The sequence below is a fragment of the Klebsiella sp. CN_Kp073 genome (assembly GCF_040065495.2).
GTDB classification, from domain to species: Bacteria; Pseudomonadota; Gammaproteobacteria; order Enterobacterales; family Enterobacteriaceae; genus Klebsiella; species Klebsiella aerogenes.
This window is the reverse complement of sequence record NZ_CM198051.1, coordinates 2,902,901-2,919,069: the sequence shown is the minus strand read 5'-3', so window position 1 is coordinate 2,919,069 and position 16,169 is coordinate 2,902,901. Positions and strand designations below refer to the sequence as shown.

The 16,169-nt window shown below is 55.2% G+C and carries 14 protein-coding genes; 5 read left to right on the top strand and 9 right to left on the bottom strand.

Annotation, left to right across the window (positions count from 1 at the left end; all coding sequences use genetic code 11):
• Positions 1-5 precede the first annotated feature (5 nt).
• Positions 6-146: a hypothetical protein gene (locus ABLV66_RS14085; RefSeq protein WP_015705194.1), complete on the bottom strand. Its 141-nt coding sequence runs from the start codon at positions 144-146 to the stop codon at positions 6-8.
• 314 nt (positions 147-460) lie between these two features.
• Between ABLV66_RS14085 and ABLV66_RS14080 the strand changes: the two genes are divergently transcribed.
• Together ABLV66_RS14080 and ABLV66_RS14075 are read left to right on the top strand one after the other, a co-directional pair.
• Positions 461-1,375, top strand: coding sequence for a DUF535 family protein (locus tag ABLV66_RS14080; protein ID WP_320482541.1), 915 nt, complete (start codon positions 461-463; stop codon positions 1,373-1,375).
• A 320-nt stretch (positions 1,376-1,695) separates the two neighbouring features.
• The gene (locus ABLV66_RS14075) at positions 1,696-4,095 is read left to right on the top strand and encodes a membrane-bound PQQ-dependent dehydrogenase, glucose/quinate/shikimate family (protein ID WP_348877058.1); all 2,400 of its coding nucleotides are present in this window, start codon (positions 1,696-1,698) and stop codon (positions 4,093-4,095) included.
• Between the two features lie 68 nt (positions 4,096-4,163).
• Here the strand turns inward: ABLV66_RS14075 and ABLV66_RS14070 are convergent, their stop codons facing one another.
• Positions 4,164-4,622, bottom strand: coding sequence for a winged helix-turn-helix transcriptional regulator (locus ABLV66_RS14070; protein ID WP_047046525.1), 459 nt, complete (start codon positions 4,620-4,622; stop codon positions 4,164-4,166).
• 60 nt (positions 4,623-4,682) lie between these two features.
• Between ABLV66_RS14070 and ABLV66_RS14065 the strand changes: the two genes are divergently transcribed.
• A complete protein-coding gene (locus ABLV66_RS14065; RefSeq protein ID WP_045397673.1) occupies positions 4,683-4,913 on the top strand; it encodes a tautomerase family protein in 231 nt (76 codons plus the stop codon).
• 17 nt (positions 4,914-4,930) lie between these two features.
• Here ABLV66_RS14065 and ABLV66_RS14060 read toward each other — a convergent pair whose 3' ends face one another.
• The 7 genes from ABLV66_RS14060 to ABLV66_RS14030 form a co-directional block, all read right to left on the bottom strand.
• Positions 4,931-5,923 (bottom strand): ABC transporter ATP-binding protein, encoded by a 993-nt coding sequence (locus ABLV66_RS14060; protein WP_047050611.1) that lies wholly within the window; start codon positions 5,921-5,923, stop codon positions 4,931-4,933.
• Entirely contained in the window at positions 5,920-6,900 is a 981-nt protein-coding gene (locus ABLV66_RS14055) for an ABC transporter ATP-binding protein (protein ID WP_348877057.1), read from the bottom strand. Before ABLV66_RS14055 ends, ABLV66_RS14060 begins: the two co-directional genes overlap by 4 nt.
• Positions 6,885-7,844 (bottom strand): oligopeptide ABC transporter permease, encoded by a 960-nt coding sequence (opp4C, locus tag ABLV66_RS14050; protein ID WP_063414381.1) that lies wholly within the window; start codon positions 7,842-7,844, stop codon positions 6,885-6,887. Before opp4C ends, ABLV66_RS14055 begins: the two co-directional genes overlap by 16 nt.
• Before the next feature lie 2 nt (positions 7,845-7,846).
• The gene (locus ABLV66_RS14045) at positions 7,847-8,803 is read right to left on the bottom strand and encodes an ABC transporter permease (protein ID WP_015705201.1); all 957 of its coding nucleotides are present in this window, start codon (positions 8,801-8,803) and stop codon (positions 7,847-7,849) included.
• A 44-nt stretch (positions 8,804-8,847) separates the two neighbouring features.
• The gene (locus ABLV66_RS14040) at positions 8,848-10,551 is read right to left on the bottom strand and encodes an ABC transporter substrate-binding protein (protein WP_308958422.1); all 1,704 of its coding nucleotides are present in this window, start codon (positions 10,549-10,551) and stop codon (positions 8,848-8,850) included.
• A 183-nt stretch (positions 10,552-10,734) separates the two neighbouring features.
• A complete protein-coding gene (locus tag ABLV66_RS14035) occupies positions 10,735-11,385 on the bottom strand; it encodes a CatA-like O-acetyltransferase, family 1 (protein ID WP_348877056.1) in 651 nt (216 codons plus the stop codon).
• Positions 11,386-11,414: 29 nt separating this feature from the next.
• Entirely contained in the window at positions 11,415-11,798 is a 384-nt protein-coding gene (locus ABLV66_RS14030; protein WP_348877055.1) for a VOC family protein, read from the bottom strand.
• Between the two features lie 92 nt (positions 11,799-11,890).
• Between ABLV66_RS14030 and ABLV66_RS14025 the strand changes: the two genes are divergently transcribed.
• The gene (locus ABLV66_RS14025; protein WP_045397662.1) at positions 11,891-12,661 is read left to right on the top strand and encodes a DeoR/GlpR family DNA-binding transcription regulator; all 771 of its coding nucleotides are present in this window, start codon (positions 11,891-11,893) and stop codon (positions 12,659-12,661) included.
• A 289-nt stretch (positions 12,662-12,950) separates the two neighbouring features.
• Complete coding sequence (locus ABLV66_RS14020) at positions 12,951-16,166, top strand: molybdopterin cofactor-binding domain-containing protein (RefSeq protein WP_348877054.1); 3,216 nt, start codon at positions 12,951-12,953, stop codon at positions 16,164-16,166.
• The last annotated feature ends 3 nt before the right edge of the window (positions 16,167-16,169 follow it).

The following is a 16,169-nucleotide window of genomic DNA, read 5'->3' as shown; positions in this document are numbered from 1 at the left end:
AATCATCAGATTTTGCAGGCATCGCCGCAATCATCATCGGCAACAATCGCCTGCGCTTTTTTGTCCGCTTCGTCCAGGCGTTCAGCGTTACGTTCTTCCGCTTCTTCCAGGCCACTAAACACCAGGTTGTCGAGATCAATTTCCATGAGTTACCCACTTTGCTACTTTTTTGACTGTCGGCAGAGTATAGGTCAAAACAATGGAAGGTTGCACCCCGCGCCCGAAGCTATCGCACAGAGCGTTAATCGTCAGCTTGTTTTTGGTAGCGGAGTGGAGGGGTATTAGTCAATAACCGCTATTATTCATAGTTGACATTATTCATTTATTATATGAAAGCATAAAATGATAATTTTCGGATTGTTTCTTAAATGAAATGACAACGAACCAGTAAATAACGATTGACCCGTTTCAGATATGGTAATATGGCCGCGATTATGGATGAGTCTATGGACCTTGATCAATGGTATCGATAACAGCATCTGCCATCAAAGAATGGCGGAGAAATAATAAAGTCATTTGTCACGTAAAACTTAAATATAAAAAGGTATTGCGAAAATGTCGCGAAATACCTTTAACAGGAGGTAAGTACAAGGAATATCAACGGCTTTGCCAGACATACACATGTGCAAAATTGACCAGTACGACACCGGGGCTGGTACATTTTGAAGATAAACCTTTTAAGGCATATTTAAATAAGCGAATGTCGAAAAGAGCTAAACTGAATATTGCCCATGGCGCTTTGAATTTTATTGAAAAAAGCTTTCAGACGGAAATATTACCGCAGTTGTATAATGTATCGTCGTTCGGTTGCTCGATGATTACCATCCCGTTGAAGAATGGAACCAGCCTGGAAGTGAAACTTCTGGCCTCGCCGTTCCAGGAAGAGGGGGAACTGATGCTGCAGATGTTCTTTGAAAATAAACGCGTATATAGCGTCTGTTTTTCCTGCACGGATCAAGGAAGCGCGTGGATTGGCGGTATTCAGGGCGGTAAAGACATTAGCAACGATGAAGTGAAGTCGTTGACCAAAGAGCTCTACGGCACGCGGCCAAAAAACCTGATTATCACCTTGCTGTACGGGTTATTGCGCCACTTTAATATCCGTGAGATCTACGCCATCGACAGCGACTACCATGTGAAGAGCGACAAGGTGAAAGCCAGTTACTCAGAGTTGTGGTTAGAAATCGGCGGCGAGAAGCAGCGGCGCGGTTGGTACAAATTACCTCCACAAGAGATTAAAAAAAGTCTTGAAGAGGTGAAAAGTAAACATCGCAGCCAGTTCATTAAACGTGAGAGTTTAAAAGAGCAGGCGCAGTTGGATCTGATCGCAGCATTACGGCAGATTAGCGTAGGTAACAACACCAACCAACCATAATACTGGATTGCCGATTCGCCGGGGGCGGCGGGTCGGCAAGCCATGATTGATGCCATCTTCTTCCTTGCGGCCCCGTCTAACACCACTCTCCTTTACAACCTGCTCATCTATCAAATCCAGTTTATAAATTAAAAAATTTTAAACATTTTATGCGGTTAAATTTTACATAAAATTTACATGTCCATATACTTTCTTACGTTCTTCGCCCTGGTTTGGGGCGTCCAACCAACAGGTTAACTGCGCTGTACGGCATCGCTTATCGATCGGCGCTTTAAAATAAATGCTTTGGTTATATCGACATATGTCGAATGGGATGAAATATGGACGAACAAAAAGGTCATGGTCGAAGGATCTTCTTCACCATATACCGATTGCTTTTTGTGTTACTGAGTTTTGGCATTGGGATTTTCTTAACTATCTGGGGGGGCAAGCTGCTCTCGCTCGGCGGCAGCGCCTGGTATCTGTTAGCCGGTCTCGCTTATCTCATCATCGCCGTCGGTTACTTCACTCGTAGTCAATACGCGCTTCCTCTTGCTGTTCTTACCTTTCTGTTAACGCTGGCCTGGGCGCTGTATGAAGTGCAGCTCAGCTACTGGGGCTTGATCCCTCGTCTGGTGGTTCCTGCGCTGATGCTGATGCTGGCCCTGTGGCTGGCGGCGGCGATGCCGGTGGCTCGCGTGCGTCTGGCGAACTGGAGCGCGACGGTTATCTTTATTGCGCTGCTGGCGACGCTGGTTTCGGCGTTCTACCCGCACGGCGGCATCCATAATGGCGTCGTGAAAGCGGCGAATGGCAACAGCGCGACGCAGGCGGCAAAAAGCGATAACTGGGAATTCTTCGGCCGCGATGCCTCCGGCACCCGTTTTGCGCCGTATACAGATATTACCCCGGAAAACGTTCATAAGCTGAAAGTTGCCTGGACCTACCACACAGGCCGCCGCCTGACCGGCCCGGCCATTGGCGTTGACGAAAATACGCCGCTGCAAATTGGCGATACGCTGTATTCCTGTACGCCGCTTAACGTGGTGACCGCCATTGATGCCGATACCGGCAAGGCGCGCTGGCGCTTTGACCCGCACGCGCAGACAGCGGAACATGTGACCTGCCGCGGCGTGGGTTACTATGATGTGCAGAGCGACGATACGCTCAGCGCGGAAGAAAAAGCGAGCCCGGCGCTGCAACAGTGTCCGCAGCGGATCATGGTATCGACCGTGGATGCGCGCCTGCTGGCGCTGAATGCAAAAACCGGCGAACTGTGCGATGACTTCGGCGACCACGGCAGCGTGGATCTGAAGCAGGGCATGGGCGACACCGAAAACAGCAAACGCTACCATCCGACTTCAACGCCGGTGATCATGGGGCATATTGCGGTGCTGGGCGGCTGGGTACGCGATATCGTACACGGCGAGCCATCCGGGGTCGTACGCGCTTTTGACGTACGCGATGGTAAAGTCGTCTGGGCCTGGGATGTCGGCAAGCCGGAAAATATCACCGACCCGGAAAAAGGCCGCGTTTATACGCTCGAAACGCCGAACGTGTGGACCATTCCCGGCTTTGATAAAGAGCTGAATCTGGTTTATCTGCCGACCGGTAACGGGCCGCCGGACTACTGGGGCGGCGATCGTAATGAAGCGAAAGAGAAATATGGCTCCGCGGTGGTGGCGGTGGATGCCAGTACCGGTAAAACAAAATGGGTTTTCCAGACCGTTCACCACGATATCTGGGATTACGACCTGCCATCGCAGCCGGTACTGTTCCACATGAAAAACGAGCAGGGCGAGGACGTGCCGGTTCTGATCCAGACCACCAAAACCGGACAGATTTACGTGCTCGACCGCCGCACCGGCAAACCGGTGACCCGCGTCGAAGAACTGCCGGTCGCTCATCAGGGAGCGGAGGGCGAACATCTGTCTGCCACCCAGCCGTTCTCTACCGGCATGCCGCAGTTAGGCGTCGAGCCGCTGAGCGAAAAATCAATGTGGGGCGTGACGCCGTTCGACCAACTAATGTGCCGTATCGATTTTAAAGAGTCGACCTACCTTGGCATGTATACGCCGCCGTCAGAGAAACCGTATATCGAGTGGCCAAGCCTGCTCGGCGGCATGAACTGGGGCGGCATCACCATCGATGAACGTACCGGCACGCTGTTCGTCAACGATATGCGTATGCCGTTGCGGATGTCGCTGGTGCGCAAAGAAGAGATGGCGAAATACAAAGTCTCCACCGACGAAGTCCCTGGCTTTATGGGCACCGTTCGCCCGCAAGTTGCCGGGCCTTACGGCGGCGTACGTATCGACATCCTGCAGTCCGCGCTGGGCGTGCCCTGTAATACCCCGCCGTTTGGTACCATGAGCGCTATTGACCTGAACAACCGTCAGCTCTTGTGGCAGGTGCCGATGGGCTCGGTAGAAGATACCGGGCCGCTGGGGATGAAAACCCATCTGCATATCCCGTTGGGAATGCCGACGCTGGGCGGCCCAACCTCCACCGCCTCGGGCCTGGTGTTCTTCGCCGGTACCCAGGATAACTATCTGCGGGCGCTGGATTCCGCCAGCGGTAAAGAGCTGTGGCGCGCTCGCTTGCCGGTTGGCGCGGTAGCGGCGCCGCTGGTCTACAAATCGCCGAAAACCGGCAAAGAGTACGTGCTGATTTCCGCCGGCGGTGCCAGCCACTCGCCGGACGTCGGTGACGATATCATCGCCTACGCGCTGGAGGACTAACCTCCTTACACGAAACAGGTCCCGGAAACGGGACCTGTTACTGGCTGACAGCCCGCGTGTTGCAGGGGTCAATCCTGGACTTTTACTATCTGAACATCGCTTTGCGCAATACGCTGCCCTGCGGCATTGACGTAGGCCAGAGACACCGGCGCACCGCTGGTTTTATCTACTAACTGGATATGCGGCGACGTATGCAAGAGTTGCTGATGTCCCCATTCCATCAGGGCAAAAAGAACCGGCGCCAGGCTGCGGCTCTTTTCGGTCAGCGTATATTCATAACGCTCACGCGCCCCCGCTTCGCGATAGGGAAGTTTACGTAGTAGCCCCACATCAACCATCAATTTTAAACGCTGAGTTAACGTCTGTTTGCTCATTCCGGTATGAGCGCGAATCGTTTCGAAACGCGTCACGCCGTAAAACGCCTCTCTTAAAATCAATAAAATCCATTGATCGCCAACAATTTTAGCGCTTTCCGCCAGGCCGCAAAGTTCCGCGGGCAGGTAAGGGGATGAATTATCTTTTGACATGATTTAGGTTATCTCCTAACCTGAGTTTGAAATATAGACTCAGTTAATCGGGAGAATACTGTGCCTTTTGTTAATGTGCAAACGATTAAAGGGATCATGACCGCCGAGCAGAAGAATGAACTGCTGCGTCGCATGACTGACCTCATGGTGGAAATTGAAGGCCGGGGCGATCCGCAATTCCGTCAGTCCGTCTGGATCCGTATTGATGAACACGAGCCGGAACAGTGGAGCCTCGGAGGAATACAGCCGACAGCGGAGATGATAGCGGCAAAATTTGCCGCTAAACGATGATCTAATTGCCGTTATTGTTATGCGATAACCACGCGCGATTCAGCCTCAATTTCATGACAGGCGACCTGGTGCCCCGGCGCGATTTCGCGTAGACGCGGCGGTTCGCGACGGCAACGTTCGTTTGCCTGCGGGCAGCGAGATGAAAAGCGGCAGCCAGCAGGCGGTCGGGAAGGGTCGGGAATTTCCCCCTGAACGACCGCCAGCGGCTCGCTATCAGGATCCAGCGTGGGCACTGCGGCCAGCAGCGCCTGGGTATAGGGATGAAGAGGGCGGCTAAACAGCGCATCGCGGCTGGCCGTTTCCACCAGTTGACCGAGGTACATCACCGCCACGTCGTCGCACAGATGCTCCACTACTCCGAGGTCATGTGAGATGAATAAAAAAGTGACGCCACGTTCGTCGCGCAGGTCGGCAAACAGATTGATAATCTGCGCCTGAATCGACACATCGAGTGCGGAAATGGGTTCATCGGCGACGATAAAGTCCGGATTAAGAATCAGCGCACGCGCGATGCCGATGCGCTGCCGCTGACCACCGGAAAATTCATGCGGAAAACGGTGGTAATGCTGAGGCGCCAGCCCGCATATCTTCATCACCGCAATGACTTTCTCATAGAGTTCAGCGCGCGTGCACAGTTTATGCTGCAGCATCGCCTCGCCAATCGCCTCGCCGATGCGGATGCGTGGATTCAGTGAACTATAGGGGTCCTGAAATACCAGCTGAATTTTTGGCCGTAAAGCCTGCATTGCTGCCGCTGACAGTTCGGATAACTCCTGACCGCGGAATTTAATGCTGCCGGCGGTTTTTTCATACAATCCAAGCAAGGTGCGGCCAACGGTGGTTTTACCGCTACCGGATTCTCCGACGAGGCCGAAAATCGTTCCCGGACGGATATTAAAACTGACGTCATCGACCGCGCGCAGTTCCCCGGTCTGCTGGCCGAACAGGCCGTCGCGCAGCGGAAAATACTTTTTCAAGCCATTAACTTCAATTACATAGGGCTGATTCATGCCACCGACTCCGTGAATTCACTATAAAAACAGGCCGCCTGGTGAGAGGGCCCCAAAAGTGGCGGTGTATCCTGGCGGCAGCGCGCGGTTGCCTGTTGGCAGCGATCGGCAAACGCGCAGCCCGCAGGCAGTTGCGCGAGGTCCGGTACCTGGCCGGGAATGGAGTAAAGCCGCCGGCGGCGTGCGCCCGGCACCGGGCGAGAGGCGATAAGACCGCGGGTATAGGGATGCTGCGGCTGGCGCAGTACCTCGGCGGTGGTTCCCTGTTCGACGATCCGCCCGGCATACATCACCACTACCCGTTCGGCCATCTGTGCGATCACTCCCAGATCGTGGGTGATCAGCAGCAGAGCCATCTGGTTTTCGCGCGCGCGGTCGCGCAGCAGTCGCAGGATCTGCGCCTGTACGGTGACATCCAGCGCGGTTGTCGGTTCATCCGCTATTAATAATTTTGGCCGGCAGCTCAGCGCCATGGCGATCATTACCCGCTGTAGCATGCCGCCGGAAAGCTGGTGTGGATAGTTCGCCATCAGGCTTTCGCTGCGCGCCAGTCCCACCTCGTTTAACAGTTGTATTGCGCGCTGCCAGGCGGCTTGCGGCGAGTCACCGCGATGACGTATTAGCGGCTCGCAGAGCTGTTCGCCTATGGTCAGTACCGGGTTGAGCGCCGACATCGGCTCCTGGAAGATCATCGCCAACTGGTTGCCGCGCAGGTCGGCCATGTGACGGGCTTTCAGCTTGAGCAGATCGCGTCCTTCGAAATGGATCTCGCCGCCGTCAATGCGAGCGGCCTGGGGAGGCAGCAGGCCCATTAACGACATGGCGGTCACGCTTTTGCCGCAGCCGGACTCACCGACGATACCTACCGTTTGCCCGGCCTGAATCGAAAAAGAGACTTCCTGTACCGCGCGCACCCGGCTACCTTCAGCAGCGAAAGAGACAGAAAGTTGCTTAAAAGAAATTAATGGCGTGCGCATTTCAGCCTCTGTTTCATTTTCGGGTCCATTGCGTCGCGCAGGCCGTCGCCCAGCACATTAATAGCAATCACAGTAATAAAGATGGCAATCCCGGGAGGCATCCATAGCCACGGTCGCCGCTGAAAATCAATCAGGCTGTTAGCAGCATCCATCATGTTGCCCCACGATGGTGTCGGCGGTACCACGCCGAGGCCGAGATAGCTCAGCGCCGATTCGCTCAGAATGGCGTTAGCGACCGCCATTGTCGCCATCACCACCAGAATCGGGATGGTATTGGGCAGCAGGTGACCGAACAGCCGGCGGCGCGCCGAGAGTCCCAGTACCTGCGTCGCCAGCATAAAATCGCGTTCGCGTAGCGACAGGCACTGCCCGCGCACCAGCCGCGCCAGCTTCGGCCACTCCAGCAGGCTGAGCATAATTACGACCATCCAGATGCGGGAATCCGGCGAAAAGTCGAGCTCGGAGAGCATCGCGCCGGCGACGATTAATAATGGCAGGCCGGGTATCGTCATCACCAGATCGGCTAGCCGCATGATCAGTTTATCGGTGAGCCCGCCGACATAGCCCGACAGCGCTCCCAGCAGGTAGCCCAGCGTTACCGACAGCAGCATGGTCAGCAGGCCGATTATCAGTGAAATGCGCCCGGCCAGCAGTAAACGCGTATAGATATCGCGGCCAAGAAAATCGGTACCTAACCAGTGTTCGGCGCCGGGTGGTTTGTTGATCATCAGCGCATCGGTGGCGTCATCTTTCCACGGCGACCACATCGGCCCGAGCGCGCACCACAGGGCCATCACCGCAAGCAGGATTAAACACAGCATCGCCATTCGGTTGCGGCGCAGTTGGCGCCACGCCTGATGCCATGGAGAGGGAGTTATTTGCGCGAGCGCGGGGATTGTCGCCTGGCGCAGGCGGCGACGGTGGCCAAACAGGGAAGTTATCATCATTACCTCACTCGAATGCGCGGATCGGCCCACGCGTAGAGCACATCGGCCAGTAAATTACCGATGATCGTCAGCACCGCCAGAAACAGGGTAAATCCCATCAATACCGGATAATCGCGAGCGGCCAGCGAATCGATATGAATGTGCCCGGCCCCCGGCCAGTTAAATACTTTTTCGGTAATGATGGCGCCGGAGAACAATCCCGGCAGTTCAAAGCCAAGCAGGGTGATGACCGGCAGTAGCGCATTGCGCAGCGCGTGTTTCATGATAACCGTGCGTTCTCGCAGACCTTTAGCACGGGCGGTACGAATGAAATCCATCTTCACCACGTCGAGCATGCTGGCGCGAAAATAGCGCGTCAGGCTACCGGCCTGCAGCATCACCAGCGCCAGTACCGGCAGTACCAGATGGGCGGCGACCTGCAGCACATACTGCCAGCCGCTATCGTCGCTGCCGGTATTGGTCATCCCGCCTACCGGCAGCCAGTGGAGGTCGACGGCAAACCACTTAATCAGCAGCAGGCAGAGGAAAAAGGTGGGAAAGGACATGGCGGCGAACACCGCGATACTCACCAGATGATCAAACCAGGAATTAGGTCTGAGCGCGGAGACCACGCCAACCGTCAGGCCGATACCCCAGTAGAAAACCAGCGCCACGCTTGCCAGCAGGAAAGAGTTCCAGATGTACTGGTTCAGTAGCTGGCTGACCGGAATTTGGTATTGCAGCGAGAAGCCTAAATCCCCGCGCAGCAGTTGCCCCAGCCAGTGAAGGTAGCGGGTGAAAAGCGGCTGGTCGAGGCCGTATATCGCCTTCAGTTCGGCGGCGCGGGCGGCCGTCAAGGTGATGTTGCCATCGATAAAGTCGCCGGGGGTTTTGGCAAAGAGCATAAAAATGATAAAGGAGGCCAGCAGCAGCATCGGCAGCGTCTGCAATAAGCGCCTCAGGATGAAATTTTTCATAACATTCTCACATCAGCCGCCGGGGAGGCCGGCGGCTGGGGGATTTACTTCACGATTTTCACGTCCGGCAAACTGCCGGTGAGGCCGTTATAGATATCCGGCTTAAAGCCGGTCACGCGGGCGCTGCTGGCGGAAAGAATCTCCCGGTATCCAAGCAAGATAACCGGCGGATCCTCGGCCAGCACCTGGTACAGCTGGTGATAGATAGGCTTGCGTTGTTCGACATCCAGCACCGCGTTACCCGCATTGATAAGCTTATCGACTTCAGCATTGTGGTAGCCCGACTCTTTGGCTTCGCTGCTGTAGAAGTCCCACACGCCGTCATGCGGATCGTTGAGGGTGCTGGTGCTAAACGACGCCAGATCGTAATTACCCGCTTTGCGCTGCGCCATCAGCGCGTTGAAATCAACCACCTGCGGTTTCAGCAGCACGCCGATCTGTCGCCAGTTCTCTTTGGCAATCGGGATCAGCGCATCGTTAATGACTTTTTTGCTCGCCAGCAGGGTCAGCTCCAGCCGTTTACCGTCTTTCACGCGGATGCCATCGGCGCCAGGCAGCCAGCCCGCTTCATCGAGCAGTTTTTTCGCCTGCGCCGGATCGTAATGGTAGGGGTTGACACCCTGCGCGTTGAAAGCCCAGGAAATAGGCGCGATTGGTTCAATGGCTACCTTGCCGTATCCCTGATACACCACGTCGATTAACTTCTGGCGGTCAAGCCCGTAAATCAGCGCCTGACGCACTTTTTTATCCTGTAGCGCCGGGCGATGGACGTTGAACTCCACCTGGCTGTAGTCGCTGGAACCGTAGAGGTTGATATTGGCAAAACCGAGCATCTTAAGCTGCTCAATATCATCCGGACGCGAGGTGAAGGCGTCGTAGTCGGTTTCGCCGGTCTGGAATAACTGGAAATTGGTGGACGGATTGGTCACGCGATAGATAAAGCGTGGCGTTGGCGGCGTACCGCGGTAAAAATGCGTGTTGGCGTGGAAGCGAATCTCCTGACCGGGAATATATTTATCGTAGACATACGGGCCGTTACCCAGCGGTTTTCCGTGCAGAGAACGCAGATAATCCAGATTTCCGCGTTGATACCCTTTGCCGTACCAGGCTTTTGATAATACCGGACCGCCGATTTTCGCCAGCGTCGTCGCGCCCGGCTGAGTGGTGGTAACCTGCAGGGTCAGCGGATCGATAACTTTCAGGCCGCTCACGCTATCGGCTTTGCCGGCTTTATATTCTGCGCCGCCGGCGATATTGGCCAGAGTAATATCGGTGTCGCCGTCATATTTCGGGTCGAGCAGAACGGTCAGCGTAAAGGCGACATCCTCCGCGGTGAGTGGCGATCCGTCGCTGAAGGTCAGGTTAGGGCGTAATTTGATGGTATAGACTTTGTTATCCGCGCTCACCGTCCAGCTCTCAGCCAGCCCCGGCACCAGCTTACCCTGACTGTCCCAGTCAATCAGGCGCGAGAAAATAACGTTGGTGACGTTCTCATCCCAACCGTTGACGAAGAAGTAAGGGTTAAAGATCCCCTGCGGTTCGGAAATGCCGGCCACCACCGTGTCTTTACGCAGTTTGGCGCTTGCCGGGATCTGGCTGGCATCGGTTGCGGGAGTGATCCCTTCTTTAAGGATATCGTCGGCGTTGGCGACAGAAGAAAATGCCACCATGCTACCGAGTAGCGCCACTTTCAGCGCCAGCGCGAAGCGCGTTTGTCTGGTTTTTAATCCTTGCCGTAATCTGGACAAAAGTGCTACCTCATCAAATGATTGCGTTGTTATTTACAATTCATGACGAAGATAAGAGGCGCGCTGAATACTGTCTAACAACGAAACGCTATGGTTTATAGCCATTTCGCATTAGCAAAAAACCGGCAATATAATGCCGGTTTTCGGGGAAGTCATAGTGGATTGTTCTTTATGCCGCGGCAGCTAATCGCGGGCCTCAACCGGCAGCCACAGAGCCTGCGGATTGGCGAAATAATATTCAACTTCGGCATAAAAACGGCTGGCGTGCAGGCCATCCACAAAAGCGTGATTAAATCGGCCGGCAACCGGAATAATGCCATTTTTCAGTTTCCCCCACGTCAGGGCGGGCACCGCCGCGCCAACGTAGTATTCCGCATGGGTCATGGCGCTGAAGTGCAGCCACGGCAGGCAACTGGCGCAAAAGAAATTTTCTTCTTCCACAAGAAGCGGTGAGGGATTGGTGCTTGTTGCGGCCTCAATGCGCGGCGTTGCGCAGGCGCTAAACGCGGGGAAATCAGCGGCGTTATCGCACCATACCTGCCGAAAACCTTCGCTGGCCGTCATGATCGGCGTCATCACCGAGATGGCGTCATATTCGATGATATCGTCGTTGCGCAGGCGCTGTTTTAGCTGCGGTACGGCGTTGGCCGCGCGCAACAGGCCGAATAATGCCAGTTGGAAGAAGGAGACGCCGTGGTCCTTCGCGCAGGTATATAACTGTTGCGCTTCGACCGGTACGCACAGATTGAAGCTGGGATTGGCAAAGGTACGGTAGAACGTAAAGTGATCCAGGCGAGGCCAGCTCGCTTTATCAATGACGCGATAATGTGCCACGGTCGGCTCCTTCATGTGGGTTTCCCTTACTATGCGACGATTTCCACCAGGTTACCATCCGGGTCTTTGATAACCGCCTCATAATAGCCATCACCGGTGGTGCGTGGGGCAGAGACTAAAATGTCCGCCATTTCAGCGCGTTTGGCTAACGCATTAACCTGTTCCGCGCCGCCGACGGCGATCGCCAGATGCGCCCACCCCGTATGGTTGTTATCGCGGGGCGAGTCCTGTAAGCCGGGTTTGGCCATTAACTCAATTGCCACGTCAGAGCCAATTTTTACAAAGTAGGATTCAAAACCAGGATTGGTCTTACTGTGGTACTTTTCGTTGATTTCACCGGCAAAAAACTCCACCCAAAAGCGTGCTTGTTGCTCAAGATGGCGGGTCCAGAGGGCGATGTGGGCAACTTTCATGATTTACCTCGTAAGGGTTCGGGTTGACAGCATGCGCATGAGTGAATGATTATGCTCTTTTCTGCTCGTTATGTTTATTTAAAGGAGTTATTGTGCTCGATTATGCTGCTTTCCCTCAGCAACGACAAGCGCTGATTTGTCAGATCCTGCAGGAGGACGGTAGGGTCGTCTGCGCCGATTTGGCTCAGCGCTTACAGGTCTCTGAACACACTATTCGCCGCGATCTTCATGAGTTGAGCAAAGAAGGATATTGTAAGAAAGTCTACGGCGGCGCGGTGATGACCCTGCCGGAATCCATGGAGTACAGCGAACGTAAAGAGAAAAACAGGGCAACAAAGAGCAGGATCGCACAGAAGTGCGCACAGCTAGTGAAACCGGGCGGCTGTATTTTTATTGATACCGGCACCACCAATCTGGCAATGGCGGAAGCGCTACCGGGCGAGCTGGCCTTAACCGTGGTCACCAATTCTCCGGAAATCGCGGCGGTTCTGCTTAAAAAACCGCTTTACGAGGTTGTGATGCTCGGAGGTCTGGTGCAACGCGCGGCTGGCGGTTGTGTCGGCGCATCGGCGGTGGCCCAGGTGCAGGGGATCCTCTTTGACCAGGGGTTTATTGGCGGCTGCGCGATGGCTCCGGAGTCAGGTTTAACCGGCTTTGATCACGCCGATTGTGAATTTAAGAAAGCGGTTATCAAACAGTGCAGTGAGATTATCGTTGGCTTAACCTCAGATAAAATCCCCGCCGTCGCGCGTTTTGTGGTAGCTGAAAGCAGCGCCATTGACGTGCTGGTGGTGGAGGAAAACATTAGCCGTAAATACCGGGATGCTTTCCGTGAACACGAGATCCGTATCTATACCGTCTAGTTCACGGGCAAATTATTAATTTGAGAAAACCGGGCTATCACTTTGATAAAAATGGCGGCGAAATGTTTCTGCCCTGCGGGCCGCGGCCTTAGTAGCGCTATTTTCTCCGCACTTTAGCCGTATTTTGCGCGGCGACTCACAAAAACGAAGCTTACGCAGCACCTCATTGATTTCTGGCACAAATCTTGGATTTGTTATCGGTGAAGTGGCTTTTCCCATGGGTTATGGATAGCGCGACGTTTAGCGAACCCGGGATTGCCCGCAACGGATAATCATTGAGGGGACTGTTATGTGTGCTTCACCTTCAGCGCCGCTACGGCGCGTGGATGGACTGGCGAAAGTCAAAGGAACGGCCGTTTATGGCGACGATATTACCTTACCGGGCATGCTGTATGGCGTTTGCCGCTTTGCGGATATACCCGCCGGGAAAATCGAGGCGATAGATCTTAGCGAGGCGCTGAATGTTGCAGGCGTAGTAAAAATCGCCACCTGGCAGGATATCCCCGGTACACCGGTCGTGGGGATCATCGTCAAAGATTATCTGCCTATCGTCAAAGACGAGGTGGTCTTCCACGGCGATGTCGTCGCCGTGGTGGCGGCAACCAGTTATGAAGCCGCCTGCGAAGCGGCGGATAAAATACATGTGCGCTATACGCCTTATGAGCCGCTAACGGACGTAGAAGCCGCGCTGGCGGCGGACGCCCGGCGAATTCACCCGGAGCGCAGCGATAATATCGCCGCTCATCACCACACTGTTAAGGGCGACATCGCCAAAGGCTTTGCCGAAGCCAGTCACGTGATTGAACGTGAATATGAAGTGGGCTTCCAGGAACACGCCTACATCGAACCGGAAGTCGTACTGACCTGGCTTGATCCTACCGATGGTAGCCTGATTATCTCCGGCTCCATTCAGAACCCGCACCGCGTACGCAGCTTCGTGGCTAAGTTTATGGGCTGCCCGCAAAGCCAGATTAACGTCAAACGCGCGGTGATGGGCGGCTCGTTCGGCGGGAAAGACGACATTATCGATCATCTGGCCTGCCGTTCCGCATTGATGACGCGGCTTACCGGTCGTCCGGTTAAATTTACCTACACCCGCGAGCAGTCCATTATCGAAAGCTGTAAGCGCCACCCCTATAAAATGAAGTATCGCGCCGGGGTGGACGACAACGGGCGTATTCTGGCGATCAAAATCGATATTCTTGCCGATAGCGGCGGTTATGCGGCGTCTTCCCCGTTCGTCACCTGGCGTTCTTCGGTGCAGGCGGCGGGGCCGTACAATATTGATAACGTCCATATCGACGTCAAAGCCGTCTATACCAACAACAGCTATACCTCGGCGATGCGTGGTTTCGGTTCACCACAGGTGGTTTACGCCAACGAATCCTTTATGGATGAAATTGCCGAAGTGCTCAATCTCTCGCCGGTGGCGGTGCGTGAAGTGAATGCGCTGCGTCAGGGAGATACCTCGGTCACCGGGCAGCGGTTTGATAAACACACCGTCTCGGCGACTGAAGTCCTGAGTAAGGCGGTGAATGCCTCGGAATTTGCGGCAAAACGCCAGCACTATCGTGAATTGAACCAAAAAGGCGGCGTTTATCGATATGGTATTGGCCTGGCGCTGAGCTATCGCGGCTGTTCCATTGGCGCGGAAGGGGTTGATACTTCGACGGCGCTTATCCAGGTCAATGAAGACGGTAGCGTCAATCTGGCGACATCGGTATCGGAAAACGGTCAGGGTCTGCAAACCGCGATGTCGCTAATCGCCGCGGAAGCCTTTGGTATTCCTCTTTCTGAACTGCATTTTATGGAGCCGCCGACCTCGGTTATCGGCGACGGCGGATCGACGGCGGCGACCCGCGGGACAATGGTCGGCGGCGGGGCGATTCTTGACGCCGCGGACAAGATAAAGCGCCGTATTCTTAGCGTCGTCGGCGACAGCATCGGCACCCGCGAGTTGGAAGAAACCCTGTGGCAGGACGGCTTTATCATCAACGCCCAGGACAGTGAACGGCGTATTGACTTCAAAACCGCGGTTAATAAGACCAAATGGGCCAGCGTCAGCCTGACCGAGTACGGCTGGTTTGTGCCGCCGCCCATTCATTGGGATGAAGAAAAAGGCTGCGGCAGCCCGTACTTTACCTGGGTCTACGGCTGCCAGGTGGCGGAGGTACGGGTGAATACCAGCACCGGTAAAACCGATTTGCTGCATGTTACCGCCGCCCATGACGTGGGCCGGGTACTCAACCCGGTGGGTTTTGAAGGCCAGGTTTACGGTGGGGTGGCGCAGGGTTTTGGCTATGCGCTACTGGAAGACTTCAACATTGAAAACGGCCGGGTCAAATCGGAAAACTTCGACAGCTACCTGCTGCCGACGATGAAAGATATTCCGCCGATGACGATTATCGGCGTAGAAAACCCGGATATCGCCGGGCCTCTGGGGGCGAAGGGGATCGGCGAGCCGGCCACGGAACTCGCGGCGGCGGCTATCAACAACGCGGTAAGTTTCGCCCTCGAGACGCGGTTTAATAAATTACCGCTGACCCTTGAACAGGTGATCCTCGGCTACAACCTGAAAAAGCCGGTTCGCCAAAGCGAAATGATGCTGGAGGCGGAAAACAAGAAGCAGGTGCTGCGTCTCACTGACGTGGAAGTGACTCGCGCGAAAAGCCTGCAGGAGGCGTTAGCCCTGCTGGCGCAAGAGGGCGTGACGGCTATCGCCGGCGGGACCGATGTAATTGTGCAGGGGCGTCTGCAAACCCGCGCGATGCGGCTGGTTGATATTTCCCGTCTGCCGGAGTTGACGCAGGTGAGCGAAGATCCGGTCAGCCATGAGGTCATCATTGGCGGAGCGATGACCTTTAACCGTATTACCGATCATCCGCTGTTGCGCGAACGTTACCCGCTGCTGGTGCAGGCCTGTCATACCGTCGGTTCGCACCAGATCCGCAACCGCGCCACCATCGGCGGCAATATCGTCAACGCCGCGCCCTGCGGCGATTCCATTCCGCCTGCCATCCTCTATGACGCGCGCATCGAACTGCGCTCGCTAAATGGCGCACGCACCCTCGGTCTGGCCGAGTTCTTGCTGTCTGGCTACAAGACCCAGCGCCAGCCGGATGAACTGCTGACCAAAGTGATACTGCCGCCGCCGGCGCGCCCGCAGGCGAAAGGGTTTTATCACCAGTTAGGGCGGCGCAACGCCCTCAACATCACCCGTCAGAGCCTGAGCGCGTTACTGGACTTTGCTGATGATGGCACGGTGAGCTACTGCCGGCTGGTGGACGGCGCGCTGTTCAGTAAGCCGCAGCGGCTGCTCGATATTGAGCGCTGTCTGCTGGGGAAACCACTGAACAACGACACCATCGATAGCGCCTGCGAAGTGCTGGATAAGCTTATCTATGCGGCCATCGGCAAGCGCTGGTCGGCGGCATATAAGCAGCCGGTGTTCGTCAATATGTTCCGCGACATGATGGCCGAGGCGCAACGGGCCTCAGGGATTTAATGA

Bases quoted from the DNA above. Each gene is read 5' to 3' on its own strand.
- ABLV66_RS14085 (WP_015705194.1), bottom strand. From the start codon at position 146: ATGGAAATTGATCTCGACAACCTGGTGTTTAGTGGCCTGGAAGAAGCG.
- ABLV66_RS14080 (WP_320482541.1), top strand. From the start codon at position 461: ATGGTATCGATAACAGCATCTGCCATCAAAGAATGGCGGAGAAATAAT.
- ABLV66_RS14075 (WP_348877058.1), top strand. From the start codon at position 1,696: ATGGACGAACAAAAAGGTCATGGTCGAAGGATCTTCTTCACCATATAC.
- ABLV66_RS14070 (WP_047046525.1), bottom strand. From the start codon at position 4,622: ATGTCAAAAGATAATTCATCCCCTTACCTGCCCGCGGAACTTTGCGGC.
- ABLV66_RS14060 (WP_047050611.1), bottom strand. From the start codon at position 5,923: ATGAATCAGCCCTATGTAATTGAAGTTAATGGCTTGAAAAAGTATTTT.
- ABLV66_RS14055 (WP_348877057.1), bottom strand. From the start codon at position 6,900: ATGCGCACGCCATTAATTTCTTTTAAGCAACTTTCTGTCTCTTTCGCT.
- opp4C (WP_063414381.1), bottom strand. From the start codon at position 7,844: ATGATAACTTCCCTGTTTGGCCACCGTCGCCGCCTGCGCCAGGCGACA.
- ABLV66_RS14045 (WP_015705201.1), bottom strand. From the start codon at position 8,803: ATGAAAAATTTCATCCTGAGGCGCTTATTGCAGACGCTGCCGATGCTG.
- ABLV66_RS14030 (WP_348877055.1), bottom strand. From the start codon at position 11,798: ATGAAAGTTGCCCACATCGCCCTCTGGACCCGCCATCTTGAGCAACAA.
- ABLV66_RS14020 (WP_348877054.1), top strand. From the start codon at position 12,951: ATGTGTGCTTCACCTTCAGCGCCGCTACGGCGCGTGGATGGACTGGCG.